Source organism: Arthrobacter vasquezii, from assembly GCF_029455255.1.
Lineage (GTDB): Bacteria > Actinomycetota > Actinomycetes > Actinomycetales > Micrococcaceae > Arthrobacter_D > Arthrobacter_D parietis.
On sequence record NZ_JAROKN010000108.1, the window covers coordinates 1 to 3864 of the forward strand.

Consider the following 3864-nt stretch of genomic DNA (forward strand, 5'->3'; position numbering starts at 1 on the left):
CTGGAAGACCGCGCACTCCGCCAGCGAGGCACAGGCTGACGAGCACTCTGTTGACAATTCCTATGCCGCAGGCCGCGGCTGGGGCGGTTTTGTCACCCGCAAACCCACTCCCAGTGCCACCGCTTCCGCCACCCAGAGCGCCACTCCAACGGCCACCGCCTCTGAATCCGTCACGCCGTCGGCGACAGCGGATCCAACGGTCACAGCGGAGCCCACCACCACCGCGGAGCCGACCGCAACGGCTGAACCAACGGAACAGCCGGATCCGGTCGGAGGGGTGGAACCGGTGCTGCATCACCGCTTCCAGAGCCAGGTGGATTTCAGCTCGGACCAGCTGGAGGTGGAAAACCCCGTGACGGAATTCCTGCAGACCCCCGCGGTTGCCGTCGACTTCGACTTCCACAGCCGCGACCTCGTCATGGACGATGGCGCGGAATTCGAGATGTGGAGCTTCGAGGACGACACGCACGAGCGGGGCTTTCCCGGCCCCACCCTGCGGGTCCAGGAGGGGAAGGTGTTTCACGCAACGGTGCACCCGAGCAAGGGACCGCACACCATTCACTGGCATGGCATGGAACCTGACCCCCGGAACGACGGCGTGGGGCACACGTCATTCGAGGTGGACGGGCAATACACCTACCAGATGCAGCCCGAACCGGGACGGCCCGGCGACCCGAACTACGGGGCAGCGGGAACGTACTTCTACCACTGTCACGTCAATACGCCGCTGCACGTCCAGATGGGGATGTTCGGTCCACTGGTCATCGATCCGGTGGTGCACCCTGCCTATCCGGTGAGCCCCGGCGCTCGCCGTGCCTTTGTGGACGGACCGGAGTATGACATCGATACCGAGGCGTTGCTCGCGCCCTACTCGCTGGATCCGCGGTGGCATGAGATGAACCATGCTGACGGTCTGTCTGGAGAAGACGCCGGCCTCAACCGGTTTGAGCCCGAGCATTTCTACGTCCTGGGCGGGGAACTTGCCCGCCGTCCTGCCGGCAAGGAAGTGGTGTGGAGTCTTTCCAGCCTGCGCGCCAATGTGAAGGGCGGTCCGAAGAAGCCGACGCTCCTGCGGACGCTCAACGCCAACTACCTGCCCACAACGCTGATCTTTACCGACGCGGATGGAACCGAAGCGCGTATCGCCGAATTGATCTCCCACGATGGCCGGCCGTTCCGGGACACTTCCGTTCCGAATGTCCCCGCACCGAGTTGCCGTGATGCCGGTTATCCGTTGACCGCCAGCAGGCTCGCCTACGGCGCCGCCGAGCGCTTCGACATGCTGCTGCATCCGCCGACGGCCGGTCGGTACTACCTTCGGGTGCAGTGGGAGGACTGGGTCACCGGGGCGGTCCTCGGTACACGCACCATCCCGATCGACGCGACCTGACACTCAATGCCACCCCGTGAAGGAGGACTTTTCCGGTAACTCTTTGGCGACGACGGGCACGCTGCCAGAGCGCCACATTCCCTTGGGGCAATATCTTGCCTAGGCTGTGTTGGTGATCTTCAAAGCAGTGAGCGATGGACGCCCGTACCCCGACCACGGACACGTGACCCCCAAAGACTGGGCCAACGTAGCCCCACGCCAGGTTCGGCTGGACGAACTCGTCACCACCAAGACCACGCTAGACCTCGAGGCGCTGCTGGCCGAAGACTCAACCTTCTTCGGGGACCTCTTCCCGCATGTGGTGCAGTGGAACAACACGTTGTACCTGGAGGACGGGCTGCATCGGGCAGTCCGTACGGCACTTCACCAGCGGACCATCCTGCACGCGCGCGTTCTGGTTATCGATGGCTAGGACACCGAAACGCAAGCCGATCCGATCGAAGAAGAACCCGATCGAATGGCACGGTCACCGCATTGTGACCGAGAACGATCTCGAGACGGTCTTCGCCGATGACGGAAATGTCGAACGCCCGCACGTCTACATGCGCAGGCTGCGCCACGGTGTGGTGCTGGTACTGCTCCTCGCTCTGGTGACCGCCGCCGTGCTCTTCGCGCTGGCCCTGGCCCGGGGGGACATCCAGCTCACCGCCAGCCAGCCATCGGCGAGCCCCGTCAGCGCCTGCCCTGCCGGTCCGTTCGAGCTCGTTGATCCTGCCACAGTGACCGTGAACGTGCTCAACAGCACCAGCATCGCCGGGCTGGCAGGGAATGGTTCGGCGGCTCTGGAGGAACGCGGCTTCACGGTGAACTCCGTCGGCAACCGGTCCGTTGGTCAGACCAACATGACCGCGATCATCGTCTCCGGGCCGTCCGGGTATGCACAGGCATTTACGCTGCAGCGAACCATTCCCGGAACAATCTACGTCGAGGATGAGCGGCCGGACGCCACCGTGGACGTTGTGCTTGGCTCCGAGTTCGAGGCGCTGGTGCCCGCTGAGGAAGTCAACGCCGAACCGGGCGGGCTGGTCTGTGAACTGCCGTCCACAGCGAGCCCCACGCCCGCGCCGTCGTCAGCTGCTCCGTAGGAACGGAACCGCAGACGACGACGGCGCGCGCCGGTCAGCTAGCAGCCGTCTGGTCCGCAGACCTCGCCATCGGGCGAGGTGGATACCGGGATCAGGGGATGGGCTTCCTGCCACGCCTGGTCCAGTGCCTGCCGGAAGAGCTCGACGGGCTGTGCGCCGGAGATGCCGTACTTCCGGTCAATCACGAAGAACGGCACGCCGCTCACCCCGAGGGTCTGGGCCTCGCTGATGTCCCGCCGTACGTCGTCGGCGAAGCGGTCGCCGGCCATGGTGTCACGGACAGACTGCTCATCGATGCCGAGGTCATTGCCCAGTTTCACGAGCACGTCGGTATCGGAGGTGTTCAGACCCTGCTCGAAGTGCGCCGAAAGGATGGCTTCCTTCGCTTCGTTGCCGTGACCAAGCGACTTCGCGAGGTGCAGGAACCGGTGGGCGGGGAAGCTGTTGCCGACAACCACGGAGTCGAAGTCGAAGTTCACGCCGACATCGGCCGCTGACGTGGTGAGCTGGTTCCACATTTGGCGGACCTGCTCAGGGGCAATTCCCTTGCGTTCGGAAAGGTACTGCTGCTCGGTTCCGTCATAGTGCTCGGGGAGGGTGGGGTCCAGCTGGAAGCTCTTCCACGTCACTGCCACGCTGTCCCGGTGCGGGAATTCAGCAAGGGCTTTCTCGAAGCGGCGCTTACCGACGAAGCACCACGGGCATTTGACGTCAGACCAGATTTCAATGTGCATACCTTTCCCAACGGGACGACGGCGGCGCGCTATTCCCGCCGCACCACCTCGCGTTGATTTGGCAGGACACGCCCCTTAGCGCTCCGCAAGAGGGGTGTCCTGCCAGATCAACGGCTGGGGTTAGCGCTGCAGGGCCAGCGCCGGCCGCTGCCCGGCGCGGAGGTGCCGGGTGTAGGCGGGGAGAGTCAGGAATTCGGGGAAGTCCTCGCGGAGGGCCACTTCCTCGAAGAGCCGACGGGCGTCGTCGTACCGGTCATCATCAAAGCGCGGCAGCCGGTCAAATTCATCCTCCAACAGCTGTTCCACCCACTCACGCGTGATGACCTCGCCGGTGTCAGTCACGGCATGGACGTGGATCCACTGCCAGATCTGCGAACGGGAGATCTCCGCGGTGGCGGCGTCCTCCATCAGGTTCTTCAGGGTCACCGCGCCATGGCCGCGGAGCCACGTTTCAAGGTAGCGGACGCCCACCGTCAGGTTGGTCCGGATCCCGGTTTCCGTGATGAGGCCATGCGTTCCGGTCAGGTCGATGAGGGCGCGGTCATCGGGCACCACGTCCGTGCGCTGGCGGTCCAACTGGTGTGGGCGGTCGCCGAGCACCACGTCGAACACGGCCCGCGCCACCGGGACCAGGTCCGGGTGAGCCACCCAGGCG

4 protein-coding genes and 1 pseudogene are annotated in these 3864 nt (G+C 64.8%); 3 read left to right on the plus strand and 2 right to left on the minus strand.

Features of this window, described 5'->3' with window-relative positions; all coding sequences use genetic code 11:
• From P4U43_RS17695 to P4U43_RS17705, 3 genes are all read left to right on the plus strand, one after another.
• A partial coding sequence (locus tag P4U43_RS17695) for a multicopper oxidase domain-containing protein (protein WP_277359916.1) occupies positions 1-1390 on the plus strand: 1390 nt, incomplete at its 5' end.
• A 112-nt stretch (positions 1391-1502) separates the two neighbouring features.
• A complete protein-coding gene (locus tag P4U43_RS17700; protein WP_056546123.1) occupies positions 1503-1802 on the plus strand; it encodes a type II toxin-antitoxin system VapB family antitoxin in 300 nt (99 codons plus the stop codon).
• A complete protein-coding gene (locus tag P4U43_RS17705) occupies positions 1795-2475 on the plus strand; it encodes a LytR C-terminal domain-containing protein (protein WP_056546125.1) in 681 nt (226 codons plus the stop codon). The genes P4U43_RS17700 and P4U43_RS17705 overlap by 8 nt, the downstream gene beginning before the upstream one ends.
• A 38-nt stretch (positions 2476-2513) precedes the next feature.
• On the opposite strand, the gene P4U43_RS17710 is transcribed toward P4U43_RS17705, so the two are convergent.
• Entirely contained in the window at positions 2514-3209 is a 696-nt protein-coding gene (locus P4U43_RS17710; RefSeq protein ID WP_277359917.1) for a DsbA family oxidoreductase, read from the minus strand.
• A 120-nt stretch (positions 3210-3329) separates the two neighbouring features.
• A pseudogene (locus P4U43_RS17715) lies at positions 3330-3864 on the minus strand (malate synthase A); the annotation flags it as partial.

Bases quoted from the DNA above. Each gene is read 5' to 3' on its own strand.
- P4U43_RS17710 (WP_277359917.1), bottom strand. From the start codon at position 3,209: ATGCACATTGAAATCTGGTCTGACGTCAAATGCCCGTGGTGCTTCGTC.
- P4U43_RS17705 (WP_056546125.1), top strand. From the start codon at position 1,795: ATGGCTAGGACACCGAAACGCAAGCCGATCCGATCGAAGAAGAACCCG.